The organism is Paenibacillus xylanilyticus (assembly GCF_013359935.1).
In the GTDB taxonomy this organism is placed as follows: Bacteria; Bacillota; Bacilli; order Paenibacillales; family Paenibacillaceae; genus Paenibacillus; species Paenibacillus xylanilyticus.
Genome location: NZ_JABMCB010000197.1, coordinates 154,089 through 173,766 on the forward strand (window position 1 = coordinate 154,089; position 19,678 = coordinate 173,766).

19 protein-coding genes and 1 pseudogene are annotated in these 19,678 nt (G+C 46.0%); 5 read left to right on the forward strand and 15 right to left on the reverse strand.

The window, feature by feature from the left end; all coding sequences use genetic code 11:
- The first annotated feature begins 7 nt into the window (after positions 1-7).
- Complete coding sequence (locus HP552_RS23165; RefSeq protein ID WP_175397753.1) at positions 8-1,219, forward strand: alginate O-acetyltransferase AlgX-related protein; 1,212 nt, start codon at positions 8-10, stop codon at positions 1,217-1,219.
- Positions 1,220-1,323: 104 nt separating this feature from the next.
- Here HP552_RS23165 and HP552_RS23170 read toward each other — a convergent pair whose 3' ends face one another.
- From HP552_RS23170 to HP552_RS23200, 7 genes are all read right to left on the reverse strand, one after another.
- Positions 1,324-1,770, reverse strand: coding sequence for a hypothetical protein (locus HP552_RS23170; protein WP_175397754.1), 447 nt, complete (start codon positions 1,768-1,770; stop codon positions 1,324-1,326).
- Entirely contained in the window at positions 1,767-2,216 is a 450-nt protein-coding gene (locus HP552_RS23175) for an SMI1/KNR4 family protein (protein ID WP_175397755.1), read from the reverse strand. Before HP552_RS23175 ends, HP552_RS23170 begins: the two co-directional genes overlap by 4 nt.
- Positions 2,217-2,234: 18 nt before the next feature.
- On the reverse strand, positions 2,235-2,567 hold the full coding sequence (locus HP552_RS23180; RefSeq protein ID WP_175397756.1) for a GyrI-like domain-containing protein: 333 nt from the start codon (positions 2,565-2,567) through the stop codon (positions 2,235-2,237).
- Positions 2,568-2,720: 153 nt separating this feature from the next.
- Positions 2,721-3,791 carry an ABC-2 transporter permease gene (locus tag HP552_RS23185; protein ID WP_175397757.1) on the reverse strand — a complete coding sequence of 357 codons (1,071 nt, stop codon included), beginning with the start codon at positions 3,789-3,791 and terminating at the stop codon, positions 2,721-2,723.
- Positions 3,788-4,663, reverse strand: a complete 876-nt coding sequence (locus HP552_RS23190) for an ABC transporter ATP-binding protein (protein WP_175397758.1) — start codon at positions 4,661-4,663, stop codon at positions 3,788-3,790. The genes HP552_RS23185 and HP552_RS23190 overlap by 4 nt, the downstream gene beginning before the upstream one ends.
- A complete protein-coding gene (locus HP552_RS23195) occupies positions 4,644-5,492 on the reverse strand; it encodes a hypothetical protein (protein ID WP_175397759.1) in 849 nt (282 codons plus the stop codon). The genes HP552_RS23190 and HP552_RS23195 overlap by 20 nt, the downstream gene beginning before the upstream one ends.
- Positions 5,464-6,036 (reverse strand): RNA polymerase sigma factor, encoded by a 573-nt coding sequence (locus HP552_RS23200; RefSeq protein ID WP_246311018.1) that lies wholly within the window; start codon positions 6,034-6,036, stop codon positions 5,464-5,466. Before HP552_RS23200 ends, HP552_RS23195 begins: the two co-directional genes overlap by 29 nt.
- 225 nt (positions 6,037-6,261) lie before the next feature.
- Here HP552_RS23200 and HP552_RS23205 point away from each other — a divergent pair, with 225 nt between their 5' ends.
- Positions 6,262-6,864 (forward strand): hypothetical protein, encoded by a 603-nt coding sequence (locus HP552_RS23205; RefSeq protein WP_175397760.1) that lies wholly within the window; start codon positions 6,262-6,264, stop codon positions 6,862-6,864.
- A gap of 77 nt (positions 6,865-6,941) precedes the next feature.
- On the opposite strand, the gene HP552_RS23210 is transcribed toward HP552_RS23205, so the two are convergent.
- The 3 genes from HP552_RS23210 to HP552_RS23220 all read right to left on the reverse strand — a co-directional run bounded on the left by HP552_RS23210 (position 6,942) and on the right by HP552_RS23220 (position 10,484).
- The gene (locus HP552_RS23210; RefSeq protein WP_175397761.1) at positions 6,942-7,928 is read right to left on the reverse strand and encodes a phosphotransferase enzyme family protein; all 987 of its coding nucleotides are present in this window, start codon (positions 7,926-7,928) and stop codon (positions 6,942-6,944) included.
- A gap of 386 nt (positions 7,929-8,314) precedes the next feature.
- Positions 8,315-8,896: a hypothetical protein gene (locus HP552_RS23215; RefSeq protein WP_175397762.1), complete on the reverse strand. Its 582-nt coding sequence runs from the start codon at positions 8,894-8,896 to the stop codon at positions 8,315-8,317.
- A gap of 4 nt (positions 8,897-8,900) precedes the next feature.
- Complete coding sequence (locus HP552_RS23220) at positions 8,901-10,484, reverse strand: glycosyltransferase family 39 protein (RefSeq protein ID WP_175397763.1); 1,584 nt, start codon at positions 10,482-10,484, stop codon at positions 8,901-8,903.
- A gap of 243 nt (positions 10,485-10,727) precedes the next feature.
- On the opposite strand from HP552_RS23220, the pseudogene HP552_RS35820 reads away from it, so the two are divergent.
- Positions 10,728-10,793 (forward strand): annotated as a pseudogene (locus HP552_RS35820) (putative holin-like toxin); the annotation flags it as partial.
- A 177-nt stretch (positions 10,794-10,970) separates the two neighbouring features.
- On the opposite strand, the gene HP552_RS23225 reads toward HP552_RS35820, so the two are convergent.
- From HP552_RS23225 to HP552_RS23235, 3 genes are read right to left on the reverse strand one after another with little or no spacing between them, the layout of a single operon-like run.
- On the reverse strand, positions 10,971-11,504 hold the full coding sequence (locus HP552_RS23225) for an isochorismatase family protein (RefSeq protein ID WP_175397764.1): 534 nt from the start codon (positions 11,502-11,504) through the stop codon (positions 10,971-10,973).
- A 55-nt stretch (positions 11,505-11,559) separates the two neighbouring features.
- Positions 11,560-11,946 carry an iron chaperone gene (locus HP552_RS23230; RefSeq protein WP_175397765.1) on the reverse strand — a complete coding sequence of 129 codons (387 nt, stop codon included), beginning with the start codon at positions 11,944-11,946 and terminating at the stop codon, positions 11,560-11,562.
- 56 nt (positions 11,947-12,002) lie between these two features.
- Positions 12,003-12,665, reverse strand: a complete 663-nt coding sequence (locus HP552_RS23235; protein ID WP_175397766.1) for a M48 family metallopeptidase — start codon at positions 12,663-12,665, stop codon at positions 12,003-12,005.
- A 294-nt stretch (positions 12,666-12,959) separates the two neighbouring features.
- On the opposite strand from HP552_RS23235, the gene HP552_RS23240 reads away from it, so the two are divergent.
- Complete coding sequence (locus tag HP552_RS23240; RefSeq protein ID WP_175397767.1) at positions 12,960-13,727, forward strand: GNAT family N-acetyltransferase; 768 nt, start codon at positions 12,960-12,962, stop codon at positions 13,725-13,727.
- Between the two features lie 167 nt (positions 13,728-13,894).
- Here HP552_RS23240 and HP552_RS23245 read toward each other — a convergent pair whose 3' ends face one another.
- Together HP552_RS23245 and HP552_RS23250 are read right to left on the reverse strand one after the other, a co-directional pair.
- Entirely contained in the window at positions 13,895-16,273 is a 2,379-nt protein-coding gene (locus HP552_RS23245; RefSeq protein ID WP_175397768.1) for a GH36-type glycosyl hydrolase domain-containing protein, read from the reverse strand.
- A 220-nt stretch (positions 16,274-16,493) separates the two neighbouring features.
- Positions 16,494-16,913, reverse strand: coding sequence for an ester cyclase (locus HP552_RS23250; protein ID WP_175397769.1), 420 nt, complete (start codon positions 16,911-16,913; stop codon positions 16,494-16,496).
- A 288-nt stretch (positions 16,914-17,201) separates the two neighbouring features.
- On the opposite strand from HP552_RS23250, the gene HP552_RS23255 reads away from it, so the two are divergent.
- Entirely contained in the window at positions 17,202-19,652 is a 2,451-nt protein-coding gene (locus tag HP552_RS23255; RefSeq protein ID WP_175397770.1) for a transglutaminase domain-containing protein, read from the forward strand.
- Positions 19,653-19,678 lie beyond the last annotated feature (26 nt).

A 19,678-nucleotide genomic window follows, 5' to 3' on the forward strand; every position in this document is an offset into this window, starting at 1 on the left:
CACAAGCATGCATAACTTTCTTGGCAAAAAGAGAATCACCGCTTTCCTCTTCATTCTCGTGCTGGTGACGCTCTCTGTTCTAAATATGATTCAGTCCTTCGGACCAATCAAACAAACGCTGACATCCAGAGATTACGATATTTCTGAAACCAAAGGACTGATCCACCAGCTGGATGCGGACATTAATGAACATGTCTTCGAAAAGTTCGGCTTCGTGGAAGCCTATGGATACTTGCAGTCCCTCATGTGGAAAAGTGAGGAGAACAACTTCGAGGTCGTGAAAGACATGGAGGGCAAGCTGCACTATACCTATTTTGCCAACGGTCCAACGTATACGAAAGACTTGTCCGACCGGGTTGCTGCGCTTGGAGCGCATCTGGCTCCTCAAACCAAGCTGACCTACGTCATGACTCCAGACAAATACGTACGTGGATATACTACCTTCCCGGAAGGCATTCCGTACAACTATAACAACGAGACTGCCGACGGCTTTCTTGCCAATCTGGAGCAGGATGGGATCGATACACTTGACCTGCGTGAAGGCTTGCTGGAGAGCGGCATTCCGGCGAAGGATCTCTTTTTTACAACGGACCATCACTGGAAAATCAAGACGGCGTTCTGGGCCTTCGGCCAGCTCGTGAATCATCTGGATGGCATGTACGCCAAGCCGTTGGACCCGGATCATTATTATACGGATATCCATAACTACAATGTGATTCCATATGAAGATATCTTTATCGGATCTCAGGGCCGCAAAGCCGGTAAATACTTCGCGGGTGCAGATGATTTCGATCTGATCTACCCGAAATTCAAGACGAACTATTCGTTCTACTTCAAGACAGGCGAGACGGAAGCTGCACTGAACGGGCGCTTCGAGGATGCGCTGCTCACCACGTATCCGCTCAATGTGCAAGGAGCTACCTATGATCTGACCGCAGATAAGTATTTCACGTACCTGTACGGGAATCAGGGGATTGTTCATGTCGTGAACAAGGACAATCCGGACGGACTGAAAGTCATGTTCATCAAGGACTCGCTCGCCGTGCCAATGATCTCCTTCCTGTCCACTGTTGTGTCCGAGATTTACGTGATTGATCCGAGGTATTACACCGGGGACATCATGGATTTTGCCAGTAAAACCGAGCTGGATCACGTCTTTGTGTCGATATCACCACAGGATCTTGTAGAAGAATTTTTCCCTTATGGGGCGAAAAATTAAGCCAGTGAAAGATCATATGATCTTGAAAAATAAAAGAAGGGTAACCCAAAGCCAATAATGATTTGGCAGACAGGGTACCCTTTTCTTTTTGTGATCCAGTAGAATCAGTTTCGTTCACGCTTCATCTTCTGTTCCTTGTAATAGTGCAGCACGTCAGGCGGGCAGCCTTGAAATGAGCGTTCCTTGCCGTACTCATAGGCGCGATGAAGGTAAGAATACGCCTCATCATGCTGTTCCAGTCTCATGCAGATGGTACCTAGCTCAATGAGCGGACCCGAATCGATATCCGACCCACGGGTTTGCAGTGATATTTCCGCCCAGGGCTTCGCCAGCGCATACTGCCCCAAGTCCATATGTGCATTCGCATGACAGGAAGCAATCCAGCTGGCTATTTCCCAGTCCGTCTTCGGCTCTGGCAGCATTCCCCATGCCTGATCATAATAGATCAGTGCCTGTTCATGCTGCTGCGTTTCGTCCAGAACGTTGCCTGCCTCAACCGTTTCAATAATCTGTTGCTCCAATTCGGGATGTTCAGGCTTCAATTCTTTCATGATGCCTTCTCCTCCTCCAGTTGAAAATACCATTCCAGAAATGTATTAAAATCAGGCCATTGCGGGCTGCTCTCGCCGCGCAGGAAGCGTTCGATCGACTCACCAAGCTCCACCAGAACCACTTCTCCAGTCTGCCGATTATAAAAGAATCCGCCTTCCCCTTCGAAGCTGTCCAGCGGTATGTAAGCTTCAGGCAATCCCAGCGTGAGCTGAGCCACCGTCATATCTTCCAAATACACGGTGTTTTCCATAACCCAGCAGATCTGATAAATCTCCTGATGCCTGCTGTAAAAGGTGGGACCATCATCTGCATGCAGATAAAACTGTGCAAAATCAGACTGAAGGTCAATATTCAGTTTCTGTAATGCTTCTTCATACTCCTTGGGCACATCTTTATGCCACCAGCCTTGGTTCTGGCAATGTTCAATCACTTTACTCGATAACATATGAACCCTCCTAATGAACTAAATAGGTTTAACCGGTATCCACACTTGAGGTGGTTCACCTTGACCCCTGTACACTTCGAGCTTCGGAATTCCCGCATGCTTGTAAGAGGTATTAGGGAACCACTCGCTCATAATATATTTCCACAATTGCTGTATCGCTTCCGGAGCCAACTCATCGGCTTCAAACACCGTCCATTGGGCTGCCGGAATTTCGATGGAGAACAAACCTAACCTGGAATCAACCAGCTGAGAATAACAACTGATCAAACGCGCTTCTTCATACAGCATATACAAAAAGGTATTCTCTTCCGCTCGCGCGTTGCGCATCAGCTCCTGAAGCGAATGTTCCATATCGTCATACCTCCGCTGTGTTGTACTACAGTTACTGTATCAAAAGAGCAGGACGATTGGAAATATCACATCATGTTCCACAACATAAAAAGAAGCCCGCAGAATCTGCGGACCTGATTTTGCAATAACGTAATGTTCCCTCATATTTTTCTATTAAGAAAAAACCTCGCGATTGCGGAATGTACGATATGTGCCAAATAAAATTACTATAGTAACTACAGCCATGATGATCAGATACAAATTCAAATAGGACAGCTCCAGCCCAAATATGGAATAGCTAGCCGGAGTTTGAAAAAGCCTCGTTACCCGCATCATGGTACTGAATGAAAAGTCCTCAATCCACTTGGCCCATCCCGGGTTAAAGTTCAACACATCAAATGCCAGATAAGGCACGCCTACAATCGCAACATTAATGACTATGGCTGCAAACGACGTTGAACTAAGCGCAGAGACGCATAACACAATGCATCCAAAGACCAGGCTGCCTGCCAGGTGAGTGGCAAACTGTACTCCATAATACTGAACTGCCGATAACCGATAAGGGGTGAACTCATAGTCAAAGCCCCGAAAATACATCCCGACACTCTGAATAGGTGTACCTGCCCCACCCAAATTTCCAAACCTTAACCAGTAAATCAGCAAGTTGACACTTGTAAATAAGATGACGCATAGTATCACATATCCCATGGAAGCTATCAATTTAGCTGATACGATTTGGCTTTTCCCACGTTTGCTGCTGCGCAGTAATGCTGCCGTTCCCAATGTATATTCCTCTGCAAATACGGGTGCCAGTCCCAGCAGAATCATGATCATCATAAAGAGCACTCCAAATTGATCAATGTATTCCAACAGATAGCCCCATGGTTTATTGTAGTGAATTTCCGAGACGGTTACGGTTCGTTCCATGGCCTTCCCGCTATCATCATATCTGGTGTAGTTTTTTATGGATTCCGGCGAAAATATGGAGATCTCATAAAATACGCCATATCGATTCTGATTCTCTTCTTCACTATAACCCTCGCTTTGCATCTCATCCTTCGCGGCCTGAACTTTCTCCTCCGTAATGGCTCCTTCATAGGGCTTGTAATATGATGTACCGTTCAATGGCCCGGAATGTCCGAGACAGGCGTATAAAACAAGAAGCACAAGCAGCCCGGCGAGTGCCAGATAAACGCTTTTACGTGTCATCATTTTAATAAATTCGAACTGGGTCAACCGAATCACGATGTGGCCTCCTCATCAAAATAGTGCATATATACGTCTTCAAGTCGAGGTGGCTCTGGTATAGCTTGTGGGACAGGCCGTTCTTTCGCCAAGATTCTGGCTACAATGCCATCAGACTGATAGGACAAGCCACTTATCTTGAAATGAGAGGCAAGTTCAGCAAGCTGCTGCTCCGTTAACGTTGCCGTCCAAACGCTGCCTCTCATATTGTTCATGATTTCTTCCGGCGTGTTCCGAGTGATCAGTTGACCTTCGTTCATCAGAATCATTTCCTTACACGAGAATTCCAGGTCAGAGATAATATGCGTCGATAACAGTACAATCCGGTCTCTTCCCAACTCGCCGATAATGTTGCGAAAGCGAATACGTTCCTTGGGGTCAAGGCCAGCGGTGGGTTCGTCAAGAACTAGAATTTGCGGATCATTCAGCAAGGCTTGTGCAATTCCGAGCCTCTGCCTCATGCCTCCAGAGAACGTACGAATTTTATGCTGTGCCTGCTGTTCCAGATCAACCATTCGTAATGTCTCCTGCACACGAACAGCGGCTTGAGTCACACCCAACCCTTTCAACGAACACATGTACATGAGAAATTTATGAGCACTGAAACGATTATAAAATCCAAAGCGCTGCGGCATATAGCCCAATAAACCGCGATAACCGTCTCCCATCTGTTCAATGGATTGTCCATCCAACATAATTTGTCCCGACGTTGGCCTGGAGATGTCTACAAGCATGCGAAGCAATGTTGTTTTGCCCGCTCCATTCGGACCGAGCAGACCGTAAACGCCACCGCTGGACAGTTCCAGCGAGAACGATTCTACAGCCCACTTGTTTCTGTACTTCTTGGATACGTTATCCATGGTCAATATCAAAGGAATAACCTCTTTCCGTTTGAGATGTATATTTTCGCGTCATCTGACCGATCTGACTGATCAACAGAATCACTCCGCATAATGCGAGTGCAATAAGAACTGGCGTCTGAATCGATTGCACCAGGGTAATGAATTGTGGATTGCTTAATACAAGCCATAAGAGTCCAAACCATACGACCAAGAAAATACTAACAGCTGTCCCACCCCGGACACGCATAGCCAGCCACAAACTAGCCCCTGCCGCAATTATTAGCTGCGTATACCATAGACCGATGGCACCCCATGAAATGGAACCTCCTGCTCCCCCGGATACCGCCAGCATAAGAAGCACCACAAATGCCATATTTGCCGCGAGCACGACGATCAAACGGGTGAGCATCAGCTGCTGTGCCGTTATTTTACAGGTCAACTCGATTTCCATCAGTCCCAGATCCCGACCTTTGAATACTTCCAGCAGTCCGAGAACAAAGGGGACGGGTACCAGTACAAGCCCACTCATGTACGGGTTTATGGTGCTGCGGGTTCCCAACCAGAATCCGCACAACAAAAGCAATGCACATACCAGCCAGTACGATTTGTGGAAAATCATCACCTCACCCCAAACGAGCTGGAACAATTCTTTTAGTGACCTCCCAGGGGATTGTTGTAGATGATCGCTCATCTGTCCCGGCATGTGTGCCCCCAGTGCCCTGATCGTCTGATCGATCTCTATCTCGGATGGAAACTCAACCACATAGTCATCTAAATAAGGGGCAATCTCGGTGTACTCCTCCATCTCCAATTCAGCAATATGCTTCCTTTTATCTTGGCTTCCTGTACGTTTTATCACGCTCACCTCCCACAATGATCTCCTTTAATTTCGTTATGCCCAACCGTATGCGTGATTTCACCGTCGATTCGTTGGTTCCCGTCAGTTCGGCTACTTCCCTGATCTTCAGTCCATTGTAATAGTTCAGAATGACTGCGTCCCGCTGCTGTTCAGGCAAACTCATTACCGCCTGCCTGACCTGGTCGTTCTGAAGCCGTTTATAGAAGATGTTCCACACATTCTGGTGCTCACTTGCAGGGAGCGCCTCTTCCGTTAACTCACTAACTCTGTTTTGCTGTTTGAACTCGCGTCCCCGAAAATAATCCATGCAATGATTCACTGCAATTTTCAGCAGCCAGTGATTGAATTTCCCGTTCTCCCGATAGCCGCCAAGAGACTTCATCATTTTCACGAATACCTCTTGGGTTAAATCATAAGCGGTGTGATAGTCTCCCGTTTTCCGGTACACATAAGCAAATATCGAATGATAATGCCGCTTCACCAATACTTCCATCGCAGCCCGGCTGCCTTTACGAATCTCATGAATCAACTCTTCATCATCCAACGCTCCCTCACCCCCTCAATTTAACTAACGATAACTTGATCATAAAAGATCAAAATTGTTTATGTCATTCTTTTACATCAATAAAAATTATCCAAATCTCTATATTCCTGGTGTTTTTATATGTCCAGTGATCTCGTATCGTATTTATCACATTTTCCTTATCTCTAGTGAAACTTTCGCCTGCCTCTTTCGTCTAATTACTGATTAACAACAAAGGAGATGACTATGCGAATAACCTGTAGTCCAGCCTATGCTGGAAAAATGATCGGATCGATTGATCTACAGCCATCAAAGATTAGTAAGGGAATCTCAGGCAGTAGCCAAATTACCGATCATGTTGATCCTGGGCTTGTTGCTATTCCCTATGTGGAAGACCAGGCTTTCGGGTCTCATTTTGATGCGATGAAAATCATGAAGGGAACCTATAAGGAAGAATTTCACGCGAGCTATGATGTGGAATTTACGATTGATGTGGATAAAAAGGGGTATATCACGCAATTTGAACATACCTTTCCGTTGGAACGCTATATCGATCTGGTGAAGACCCAGTCCTATAAAGTGATCAAGACCAATTGGCGCGGACAAGCATTTCACGTGATGACTTACAGCTACCCAGAAGAAGTAATTAACCCGAACAATGTCATTTTCAGATGTAATGATGCAGAAGATGTATTTGTCGCAGCCGAACTTGCTCCTTACCGTGTTGATGGTGTGGTGGTACAGCCGAACAATCTTTATCTTCACCTTCGTGCATTGATCTCAGCCAGAGATGATCTCTATCCGATTGATTATATGTGTGAGCCTGATTTTGATCTGAGTCTGGACTAAACATGACAATACATAAAAAGTAAAGAGCACAGGACTTCCTTTTACGGAAATAGCCTGTGCTCTTTTTTGGATTTATATTAAATAATCGCCTGACCAAACCCTTGTGCCACTTCGTTCATCCTTTCAGCAAGCCTTGATCTCAGACCGCTCATCCAATCCGGCTCATGCTCCCAATGCTCTGATGCCGACCGAAGTATACGTACATACCCGTATAGATTGGCAAAGCGCCTGCAAGCAGGAAACATCGATTCCATATCATAGCGTTCTCCTTCTTCCGCCCAGTACCCCTGCATAAACATTTGCTTCCTCTGCTCCCATTGCTCCGGCTTCGTTTCCTCACGCAAACTGTCCAGACTCTGCTCCACATCCATCGCGTACCAATGATACATGGCATCATCGAAGTCAATGGCGTAACAGGACTGACTTTCCGCATCATAGAACACATTATCCAACTCAAAATCGTAGTGAATGAATCCGAAATTTTGTTTCGTTACAGGCCAGGTCGACAGATGTGTACGGAGCATTTTCACTTCATGAACAGCAGCAGTCTCATCTGGAAAACCCCTCAAAATATCCTGCATCCAGTCCAGCACATCGGTATAACTCCAGCGTTTCGCCCGCACCGGCGTATATTCACGAGCCAGATGATGCAGCTTGCCCAGTGCCTGACCATAGTTGTAGAGTACCTGGTCATTCAGATCTGTGCTGCTCAGCTGCATACCGGGTACCCGCTTGAATACAGAGGCAAAATACAAGCCCCAGGGTGTTTGGACCTCCAAGAGCTCTGTTCCTGCACGAGAAGGCACTGCTTCCATCGCTCCATATTGGCACTGATGCAGATAGCTGAGCACTTCCAGTTCAGCACTGAGATTGGTTTTATCTTTTTCCAGGGCTGGGGCAAAGCGAAGCATGCTGATCTCTCCCTGATCCCTGAACGGATACACGGCGTTTGAAGATATACGATAATACCGGAACATATCCAGCGACTCGGGGTCATAACTCCAGTTTTTCAAAATCATCTCGGCGAGATCGCTATTGTGAAATAAATATTTTAATTTTAGCATGGGCAGTTCTCCTTTTCGGCCATTTAATGTAGAACTCATTTAGATTCCGAACGACTGTTTTTGCGCGCAAAAAGCCGCAGGCTATGCCTGCGGCTTAAAAATTTCGTGATGCATGAGTCATTTGCGAAATGCATGAGCAAACAAACCTCATCAACACCAGAAAATGAGCAGTTATATCCCTATATCCCGGGAGACTTCAAATAGCCATCCGAAGCAGCTTTCACCTCGTTCTGTCTCCATCTGTCTACCGCATCTATTCAGTTCATCATTACCTTAATTGTAGTCACACATTTCATCATCTTAGCCCGTCGTTTCATGACGCTCACTCCCTTCGGGAATCAAGTTATTTCCATATTACTCCAACCCAGTACTGTACGCAATCGTTATTAGGACTGGATAACAGCCATTCGTTCCACCGTTTCCGTATTCTCCTTGTACCAGACCATGATAACATCTCCCTCTTTCAGATCAGACATCTGGAGTGCCCCGTTGGTGTTTGGACTGGTACTACCCCGTCCTCCCATCGCCATACCTTCAGTGATGCTAATATCCGCATTTAGATTCAACTTCATTTCAACTCCGGTTTCATTCATCTCCATACTTCTGCCGGGAGCGCCCCCTTGCTGACCCTGATTATTGGAGTTCTGTGATGAGTTGTCCTGAAACTCAAGCAATTCCACAGTGACCGTATTCCCGTCGATGGAGATAATTCTGCCTGTAAGATCGGCATTCATCATGCCACCCATTTCACTCGGGCTCCCTGTTCGGCCATTCATGCCTGTGCCCCCACCTCTCGATGTCCCTCCGTTCATACCAGGGCCACCGTTCATCATCCCACCACCATTCATACCTTGCGCAGAACCGGTATTGGTAATGGTTTGGGCTGTAATCACATCACAAGCAGCGAGCAGAACAGAACAGCCCATCAGTAAGATCAGAACAGAGGTAAAATAGTTATTTTTTCGCATAGGATCACCCTTTTCTCAGGGATGGCCGTCCCCAACCGAGTTTTCTATGGAACATCATCTCATACACATCTTTGAATCCCATATAAGACAACACGATAAGCAGCGGATATACAGGATAGATGTAGCGTGATTTGATCTCCCATAAGATATAGAAACCGATAAATCCGAGAATCACCAGAATCAACGAGACTTCATCATATTGTTTGGCGCGAATTCCACGAACCAACCGGACGAAAATAAAACAGTACATCATAAAATTCATCACATATACTACCCAAAGCACAGCCGTTCGATAGATAGAATCCCCCTGGAACAAGTCCGTTACCCCGTTGGTATAACTGTAGGAACCTGCGATTCCGCCTGCTCTTCCTCTCCCCATACCAGAGGCACTTTCATTGCCAATTCCGTATCGATCCATCTGGTACGTCCCTTCGGTCCAGGTCCATATGATCTTTATATAATACATTTGGATCAGATCACTTACACTCGCTTCCGACAGCTTCGATTCAATTTCCTGCTTAAAGAGTTCTGTGCTATCAGCTTTATTGTAATTGGCCTGCCTCTGATAAATTTGGTAGCTCTCCATATTGTCCCAGAATCCGAATCGTTCAAGGTTAATTCCCATGTTCAGCCACATATAGACGGGTGCCGAATTCTCACCGACCGGTTCGCTTGCCACACCTGTGGATTGCAGCACGGCATTTTGGGTCCAGCCAGGGACATTAAACAAAATAGCCAGTACAGCGATGGAGCCCAGCACCTTCTTGAAGCCGATACCCCGCATATTCAGCAGGATGTACAAGATTGCGGCAATCAGCACAATGGCGCCGATACTGCGGAAGTAGTTTCCGATCGCGAGAAAAATGGCAGCAAGAAGAATGGCTTTCCAGGATTTTTCACGCACAAACCGAAGCAAAAAGTATAAACAGGATGTCAGAAATGCCGTTGCAATCACATCGTTGTAAATCAGGTTGTTCAAGAACAAGGAAGGCAAGTACGTCGCTGCAAAAATTAAAACGCCGTAATCCCGTTCCTTAGATTTGGGGTTCAGCTGCTTATAAATGAGATAAATCATAAAGGTTGTAACCGTTGAAAATAAAATATTAAACAGCTTGATCACCAGATAGTTATCCGGGAACAGGTACAGCAGTGTTTTTAAATACAACACGATGGAGAAATTAAACGGAAACATGTGAAGATATCCACCCGTTTCGAACGAGGAATAATCCTGATCATAGAGCATGCTCATGGCAAGAGAAACCACCGTCTGTGAGTCGTCGGTCGGCACTCTTGGAAACACAAAGATGATTCCGATCTGAATCGCCATGGAACACAGCAGAACCAACGGAACGACTACTTTCGGACCGTACTTGTTCAATCTCAGGCAGAGCCTGTAGAGTCCGATACCCGTTAAAAGAAGCAGGATGATTACCGGAAGGAAAATGCCCCATTGCTGTGTTCCCATGATGGGATTGTCTCCATAGAGGCCATAATTGTACTGCGCCCGCACAAACAAAGATGAAACGATAAACAAACCAACAAAGAAAACAAGAATGAGATAAAGCGTCTTATGGATCACCTTAGACATGCCAAAACTCCTTTTCGAGTACAGGATTCGAAAACAGTATAATGGCTTTAACTGAAAAATCGCTGAATTCGCGTGCAGCCTAAGGTGTGTCTGTGAAATTTTAATAAAACACAAAAAAGACCGTCTTCGAAGAAAATCGGTCTTACAAAATATGCTTAATCAATGTAGCAATAGATTAGGCTTAAATAGGGTCGGTCGGCTACCTCGTTACGAAAGGAGGGATGCCTTGTGACAGTGTTTTAAGCAATTATGCTGATGCTTACCTTCGGTTTTCTGATTGTTGCTATTCTGTCCAATTCACACAAATAGACCGCCCTCTTCGCAAAAGGTAGCGGTCTATTTGTTTTCCTAATGCTGAAGCCCACCGCCCTTAAAAGCGGCTATTGCTCGGTGAGTCGTGTTACCAGCACGGCTCTCTTTGCATTTTACGTATAATCTCCCCTTATTTTAAAATACTCTAATCTCAGATGTCACATGAAGAGAGCACTAAATACGGTACATTACCTTATACTCTTCCACATATAGAACCTCAATACAATTGGACCAGTTTAGGATCGAACCGACAAAATCTTGAATGTCCAATCCCGGCATTTCATATGTATCTGCTGTGTTCACCGTACCGGTTGCGTCCTCGATCAAGGTAACTTTGAATCCCTCATGTTCGGCGGTGATCGCTGTAAACAGGCAGCAATATTCTGTATTAAATCCAACGATAAACACTTGCTCAACCTGATGTTCATGGAGCCAAGTTTTTAGCTTCGGATTACTGAAAGCACTCGGTTTGCTCTTCTCCAAGACTGGATGCCGACCGGTATCCACCGCAATCTCCAGACCCGCAGCATTCTTATAAAAGAGTGACGATCCTTCGTGAATGTAGTCCACATGCTTCATATAAATGATTGGCTCATTCCACTGTTCAAAATCAGCGATCACCGCTTCAATCTTGTCCACCTGGACTTTGACATCCCTGAGCGATGTAATTCCATATTGTACATCCAATACGATCAAAGCTTTATTCATAGCCACTTCCCCTACTTCATAATATCAAGAGTCTATTCCTCCAACGCAACGCTGACTACTTCTTTCGTTTCTTTTCCACTGCCTTCTCCACATTTTCCTTCACCCGAAATGCAACGATTCGGCGGATGAGTTCTTCCGGCAATGGTTGACCCAGGGGAAACTGTACTGAACCCTTGGCTCCTTTGTAAACGGAGAGTTCCTTCCGAAATGCCTCGATTCCGCTGGGAGCAGGATAGAATCCAATGTGATTCTTGTATGCGGCAAAATGAACCAGATTCCCATGCAAGGCATACGTTGGCATCTGGTAGCTGATTTTCTCCTCCGCATTCGGTGCAGACTCGCGAATAATCTGTCTCAATGCCTGCAGTCTTACTTGTACATCTGGAGTAAACCCCGAGATATACTCATCCACCAGTACAGAATAATGGTTACCCTCAGCCATCTTGGACTCCTTCCACCACGGGTGCATCGAGCAGGGCCGTGGTACGGATATAATTTTTACAACGTCATGGCACGGCCATTGCGCATCAGGTAATCTTCCTTCACTTTGTAATCCGGCATGATGCTGCCGACACGTCGCCAGAAGGAACGATCATGGTTCATATGATGAATGTGGCACAGCTCATGAATGATGACATAATCAATGACCTCCAGTGGTGCCATCGCCAGACGGTAGTTGAACGTGAGCTTTTTGTCCCAGCTGCAGCTGCCCCACTTGGTGGCTGATTCCACAATGTCTATTGTCTTCGGCTTCACCTTTAGCTCCTGTTGATAGCGACCGATGCGTTCACCAATAACCCTTTTACACTCGGCAAAATAAAACTTCTTCAGATTCGCCCGCAGCTCCTCTTCCCCAAGTCCTTCTACCTCAATTAATTCATGCAGGGCATGCTCCTTGCCAAAGAGCAAAAATGTCCCCTTGCCTTCCTTCTCGTACGCCTTGGCCTGGGGTCCTTCCAAGGCCTGCTGCATGAGGGCCGATTTCTTCAAAATAACCTCACCGTGCTGCTCTACAAGCTGCTTAATCATCTCTTCGCTCGTACCATTAGGCGCCTTAATGGTAACCATGTAGGGCAGATCCATTGTGATCGATACTTTCTTGCGTTTACCATATACCATATGACATTGAATGACGTGTTCGTTTAATTTGATCGTTAACATGCTGTGCTCCGCTTCTTTCAAGTTCTCAATTCAATACGATTGTATACCATCGCGAGCTCATCTGCACAACAAATAGATATTTAATTAAGTATTATTTACGGAAGTAGAGCAGGGGCCAAATCGATTCTGAAGAAGCGTAGCGTTCGCATTTATTCCCAGATTTCTCCATTTTAAAAAGGGAATAAAAAAGAAATCTGGGAATAACAGCGATCGGAAGAATGATTCGTAACCGGAACGGCTACTTCACAACATTTTAAGCAACTAAATAACGTGATAGAAATGGAGGATACCGCCATGAATCCTATGACTGAAGCTGACCACAAAACCATTGAGGAACTATCCCTCAATCACTGGCAGCCCTTATCCACCCTGCTCTACGATGGCTGGGTTCTGCGTTTTGCCAATGGGTATACGAAGCGTGCCAACTCCATACAGCCCATCCATTATTCAACCCAGGACGTGCATGCCAAGATTGATGAGTGTGAACGAATCTATGCTTCCAATCAGCTCAGTACGATTTTTAAAATCACGCCTTTTATTCAGCCGGATCATCTGGACCAGCTCTTGCAGGACAAAGGTTATGTCATTGTGGACCACTCCAGCATTCAGACCCGCAGTCTGGAACATTTACAGGAACCGAAACACTCTTTCGTACAAATCGACGAGCAGTTGACAGAGGAGTGGCTGGACCACTTTTGCCGGCTGAACCAGGTGAATAACCTGCAACGGAGAACCATGACACAGATGCTGTCCAACATCCGCACATGCAAGGCCCTCATCTCGCTCTCCGTCGACGGGCAAGTCGTTGCCTGTGGGCTCGGCGTTGTGGAACGCGGCTATATCGGCTTGTACGACATTATTACAGATGTGAACTATCGCAACCGCGGACTCGCTGAACAGATGATTCTGCATCTCCTCCATTGGGGAAAAAGACAGGGTGCCACATCCAGTTACTTGCAGGTGGTAGCGAATAACCGACCCGCATTAAGACTTTATGCCAAGCTCGGTTACTCGGAGGTCTATAAGTATTGGTATAGGGTCAAAGAATTCAACCAAGTCTGAGCATCAACTGCTCCAGATTTTATTCATCAGCCATACATATACGCACAGTGATATCACATCACAAAAAATGCCTTCCTTATATAATAAGAAAGGCATTTTTCTGTAATTAGCTCGTTTTTAGCACACTGTTCAAGCTGTTCAATATTCATCGTAATCTGCTCAACCTTTTACAAAGGAAGCTTCACCAGTACCTCGTATTTCAACTCAGCTCGAACATCCTTGATGATGTCACCCTCAATCAATTGACCGTTAACATACACTTCGGTCTCACGTACAGACGCATCCCGCTGCATCTTCACATGCAGCTCGGCCCCGCGGAACAATCGCGTCACCGATGCTTCGTTCCAATCTGCAGGCAATTGCGGGCGAACGAGCAATCCTTCGGCGTGCCCCTGCAAGCCAAACAGTCCATCAATCAGGCAGCGGTACACCCAAGGTACTGTTCCTGTATTGAACAGATGGCTGGAGCGGCCTGCTGTACGTGGAAATTGTCTGTACGCCCCGCGATAATAATTCGGGATAAATACAGGTAACTGGCCCCGCTGGAGGATATCATCTGCATCCGGACCGGGAATCATTTTACGCAGGAGACGATAGGCGTTCTCCTTTTCTCCCACCAAATACAGTGCATAGATGTAGAACGCAGCAGCATGGTTGTAAACTGCCCCATTTTCGGCGCTGCCCGGATGTTTCTGCGTGACCCGGCCCACATCCTCCCGCATGGCCGTGAAGGACGGTGCCAGCTTTTCCACACCATATGGCGTCTCCAATTGTTCCTCTACAGCCCGAATCAGCTTCTCCCGCTTCTCTTCGTCTGCCGCACCACTCATCAGTGCCCAACCCTGAGGGTTAATAAAGATACGTCCCTCCTGATCCTTGCTGATTCCGAAAACGACATTATCGTCCGTAATTCCGCGAGCATACCACTCGCCATCCCACAGATACTCATTCGCTATGGCATTGGTCCGATCTGCTTCCTCTCGGAATTGCTGCGCTGCTGCGGGATGCCCCGCCTGCTCGGAAATATCAGCCCATACCTTGAACGCATAAGCTGTCGCGATCGTCAGCCAACCCGAAACCCCTTTGCCCTTGTACCCAACCATGTTCATCGGGTCACACCAATCACCCTGATTAATGTAATTAAGGCCACGATGGTCCCGATCCTGAATTAACCAGCGCATGGCAAGATTCATATGCTCCAGGACTGAGGCTTTTTCCTCACTGTCGGCAAATGCAACCTGCTCCTCCAAAATGCTGTAATCATTCGTTTCATCCAGATACGTACTCATACAGACAGGTAGCCAGATACAGTGATCCGTATGAGGAACCTGGTTAATGTATTTGAGTTCCGCATCCGGGTGCAAAATGATTCCATCTGGCATTGCGCCGCTTGCATGCTGCTGTGCCAGGGCGGTCAGGAATGCTTCACGCGCAATCTGTGGCCGAATATAACTCATGCCCATGTTATCCTGCAGATAGTTCCGGGTCTGCGGATCAGTCGTCAGCCGGTTCGTTTTGCCGTGGTAATACATTTGACGTGGCAGCCAGTGGTTCACAAAATTATTCAGTCCGTCATCCGGTGTCTGGATCTGAATGTTCCCCTGTCCTTCTGCAACGTAAGCTGCATATTCCTGTTCGGCCAAGGCAAAGCCATCTAATCCTTCAGTATTCTGTTTTATAAAATACCGCTGCCGGATGAGTTCGATCTCTTCCTCATCATGAGCAGGGCCAAAAATAAACCGATATTCCTGCTCCTCTCCCGCCTCCAATTCCAATCTGTACTGAAGAACAGCCACAGGTGTCTCGTATCTCGCATCCCCACCCTCTAAGGCGTCCAGCTGCAAAGCAGACGGGGCGTGTAGGCCACCTTCGCCTTCGAAATGCTCATGATTCACTTCCCATGAAGCAGGCTTACGATCGGCAAGCAGGTAGGTTTTGTCACTGTAATTTTTGATCTTGGCATAATCCTGATACTTCTGATACGGCGTGACCGACGAACAAACAATACCCTGCAGATCCTCCACGTACGTACCCGACTGGTTCATCCATGACATATATCCAACCGTGAAATACGGATAGATGCTCAGCTTGCGTTTATGGGAAGAGAGGTTCTTCACCTTCACCTGCCACAGCTCCATGGCATCCTCCTTAGGCAGACGCAGGCTCATCTCAATAGAGATGTCATCGCTTACAACATTCCAGCGAATATCATGTTTCCCGACGGCAAATGTATAACTGTCCGCTTGTTTTCGTACCGGCTCATACGGAGCCGAGAAAATTTCACCGTTTATTTCATCTTTGATGTAAACAAATCGTCCCGGATGATGGGCGTAGTACGGCTGCTCCGGCTGCATGAATGTCTTGGCCTCCAGATTTGGCGCATGCGAGTACTTGGCAGGCTCCGGCTGCATGAATTGGGCTACAGCATATCCCCGGCAATTCATATGGATCATCATCTTTTCGTTCCAGAGGAATCCTGATGCCTTGGGCATACTTGTCGGACTTGTCAGTTCGTAGTATTCATTATCTTTCGTTGCTCTGATCATCACTGAACCTCTCTTTCGGGTTATGGAGTTGGAATGACAGAAAACGTTTTAGTAACTTGTATACAACTTCATTCATTATAACACGGGAACGCTTACAGTCACGGATTAATGTTCAACTTCGTCTGAATTAAATGGCTCGGCTCATAAACATCGCAAAATATTCTTTTTAAAATAAACCTCTGCTAAAGGGGATCGACTTAACAAAAAAAGAGCTGAATTCTCAGCTCTTATTGCGCTCCAGTTGTTTTTCAATTCCCAGCCTGTCGATCTGAATCCAATATTCTGCAATCCTCTCATTCTGCACGCGATAAACGGCACTGGCAATTTCAATCACTGGCAGATTGGTCGGTGTATATCCATCCACTTCCCCAATATGGGTACCCGCTTGTCTCCAGCGTACATACACTTTATCGCCATGTGCAATCAGTTCCTGAATCTCAAGTGAAAACTCGCCATAAGCTTGAAGCATTTCTCTCACATGATCCGCATAATTGGAAGGCGTCCTGCTTACGGTCACTTCCTCTTCCGATATCACCTGATGGGCCAGTACCTGCTCCGCCATTAATGTATCTGCATAATCAAGATTCCGACCTGATCGCACTTCTTCAAAAAAAGTTCGGACAATCTGCTCTGGTGTCATTCACTCCACTCCATTCACATTGAATTCCTCTTTAACCTCGATGACATTAAAAAGTACATCTTTCATTATTTTATCATCCATTTCATGCTGGGATTTCCTTCCTGTTCTACTGTTCTATAGGACTATCAACCCTCTTCGTATGCCTTGACAATGAGACTATATAACCATAAACTAGCAAAAGGTATTAGGAAATTAATAGGAGGTTTTGCTGATAAGAGGATCGACGATAGTTTTTATCCATAATTGAATATGTCTGATTCATCAAGAAAAACAGGAAAGCGGTGTACCATGAAACGTCTGTATTTTATATTGTTTGCACTTACCGTGCTGCTGGCTGGATGTCAGAGCAGTAACGAGGAAACGATTTCAACGGAGGATACTGTAAAAGAAGGCTCTACCATATTAAGTTTGAAACAGAAATACGGCTCTGAATCGAACCCATCGATCATGCCGATGTATAACGTAGCTCAAGACGAAGAATTCAAGTTTACATTCAAAGCTGATCTGAAAAATAGCCGTCTGCAAGCAAGTGATATGATTAGCGTACATACCGATATTAAAGCACTCGAAGCTAGTAAAGTTTACGCCATACCAGAAATCAACGACAACAGTGTTTCCATCAAGCCTCTTGGGTGGGGCGTATTAAGCTCAAATTCAATGAAGAACAAGAATCAAAGCACTTGGGGCGGTGCCCCAATCTATTATATTCGGATTAACTATGATCTGGATGCAGACCAATTGACACCGCTCGACAAACCCATGATCATCCCATTCACAGTGAAGTCCGAAGTGCCTGTCCCTCATCTCAAATATGAGATCGACAAGAATAAACGATTTAAACTCACTTGGGACAAAGTAGATGGCGCCACAGAATACAAAATTTATAATCGTGCTGATCGAACCGTAATTTTTGAAACGAACAACATCCCTCTGCAAGGCGCAGAGAAAGCCTACAATGGAAGTAATCCTCTGGTTATAGCGACTACAACCGAGACGTCCTTCGATGATTTCAATGGAGATGGAAAAGGCGGCCTTGGTGTTATCAATGAACTAATGACATCCTATCAAAATCATGGCATGAAGGGTGAATATTACGTCACCGCTGTTAGTGGGGACAAGGAATCGAATTTCAGTAATGGCGTTGCCACTGCTCCACTCTCTGACCAGTTGCCAATGGCATTGACAGAACAACTATATATGAAGAAATTAAAAAACGTGAATGAACTGCCCAAAGCAACGAATATTGAACATATTGACGGTTCATTATTACAAGGAAGGATTGTCTATGATACAGCGAATGTAGAGATTTCAGACTTTAACGAAACGAACATTCCGTTTCACATCAAAGGAACTGCTCTTACCAGTTATGTACGGGTAGAGTCTGTAACCACAGACGATTTGGCAAAACTGGAAAACCAAACGGTTGCGGAATCCAGTAACGGATTGATCGAACCGAAGAACGATACGCCTTACGTCCCTGCACCTGATGTGCCTACGGTCATCAACAACAGTGATGCTCCTGTATCGGATTCTGCGGCCGAATCCTCACCTGCTGAGTCCACCAACTCTGCACCAGCACAAGAAGACGAGACTGAAAATGCACCGTCGGAAGATAGAAATGAACCAGTTTCAACGCCTGAACCTGGTGAAGAAAACCTTGTGGACGAGCAGAAGTCCAATACACAGCAAAAGGTTGAAGAGGGTAATCAGGAAACGGTTCCTGAACCGGCTGCAGGTGATGAACTTATCAATGCGGATTCCGCATTAGAAGAAGTGTTGGCCAAAAACATGATTGCTGCCCAAGACAAGATCTCTTTGAAAGCTTTTCCTGAAGCCCAAAATTTCACGACGCTCTCGGATGTTGTACTGAAAGTAATGTATCAGAATCCATTGGTTCTGGGTGTGGAAGGCTTCGAATACAACTACGGCACATTGACGCTTTCGATTCATTATAATGAATCCCCTGAAGCCATCCAAAAGAAACAGGATGAGATTATTGCCAAAGCAAACGAAGTTGTTGCTTCCATTATCAAGGATGGCATGAACGAGGATGAGAAACGCAAAGCGATTTATGATTACCTGAACGATAATGCGAAGTATGATGATGCCGCGCTGGAAAGTGCGGAGCAGAACAACTTCAAAACCACCGATCCACAATATAATGACTCATTCACCACCTACGGCATTCTGGTCAAAGGTGTTGGTGTATGTGCCAGCTATGCTTCTGTATACAAACTGCTCTCCGATCTGTCCGGACTGGAAAGCATTGTTGTCACCGGAACTTCCAGTGGTGTCCCTCATGCGTGGAACAAGGTCAAAATTGGAAGTGAATGGTTGCATGTGGATGCCACCAATAATCTAACCAACTCCGGTATCCCCTACTTCCTGTACAATGCAAACGATGAAACGGCTGCAAGTCAGGAAACGGTAGCGGATAAAGATTATTGGCTCGATTCCGAACTTACTTTGTTTAATGGCGAAAGTGATGCAAACGACTATTATGTGCAAAACGATCTTGAAGTCGCTTCGCTAAGTGAATACAAAACGAAGGCTGAAAGTGAACTAAGAAACGGTGAGAAGCAGGTTATTCTAAGATTTGCCTCGCCCGTTAACTCGGATGAACTGATGACAGCAGCAGGCGAAGCCCTTGCTGCGGTGGATGAAGCCCTTTTGAACACGGCACAATTGGCTACACTGGGCAGTTACGCAATTCTGGAGCCGAATCCGGAACAAAACTAATGCCCTAAAAAGAATAAAGAACTCCA